The 619-nt window shown below is 66.6% G+C and carries 1 pseudogene; it reads left to right on the forward strand.

Annotated elements, in window-relative coordinates:
- Positions 1-619 (forward strand): annotated as a pseudogene (locus tag L995_RS11280) (hypothetical protein); the annotation flags it as partial.

A 619-nucleotide genomic window follows, 5' to 3' on the forward strand; every position in this document is an offset into this window, starting at 1 on the left:
GGACCCGCACACCTATAAGCCCGGCGGCGTGCCCATCGGCGCGGTGGCCCCGCCGGCGCTGCGCGTGCACGGCTCGCCGGCCTCGGCCAACCAGCTTGGCATGGCTCATGCGGCCTTTTACCGCTTCTGCATGATGGCGCGGCTGTCGGTCGTGCCCAATCCAGTGGAGGCCGGTCGGCTGCCCGACGGCACGGCCTATCGCATCGTGCGCATCGGCAACTCGACCACCATGGAGATCTGGCCGGAGGATGCAGCGAACGAGCGCGAGAGCGGGATCGGCATCACCATGGTGGCCTTGCTAGGCGATCTTGTGCCGGAGCTCACGCACTCCAACGGGATGAGCCCGCAGCCCTTCATCCTCACGCCGGAAGTCGTTCCTGGCACACGCATCTGTACCGGGCGCTGGCGTGTTCGCAAGGTCAACGGATACAACGGCGGCAAGGCCGTGTTCCAGACACGCCTGCCTGACCTCTACCTCACCGGCGTGGATGGGGTGTCCACCTTCTTCCAGTTGCCGCCCCCTCCGAGCTTCGATGCCTTGGGTGGCACCAATATGCGCGCCTATCGCTATGGCACCTACGGGCCTGGATTCAGTGTCTACAGCGTGCGCCGCCCCGTG

The organism is Delftia sp. ZNC0008 (assembly GCF_000799035.1).
GTDB classification, from domain to species: domain Bacteria; phylum Pseudomonadota; class Gammaproteobacteria; order Burkholderiales; family Burkholderiaceae_C; genus Comamonas; species Comamonas tsuruhatensis.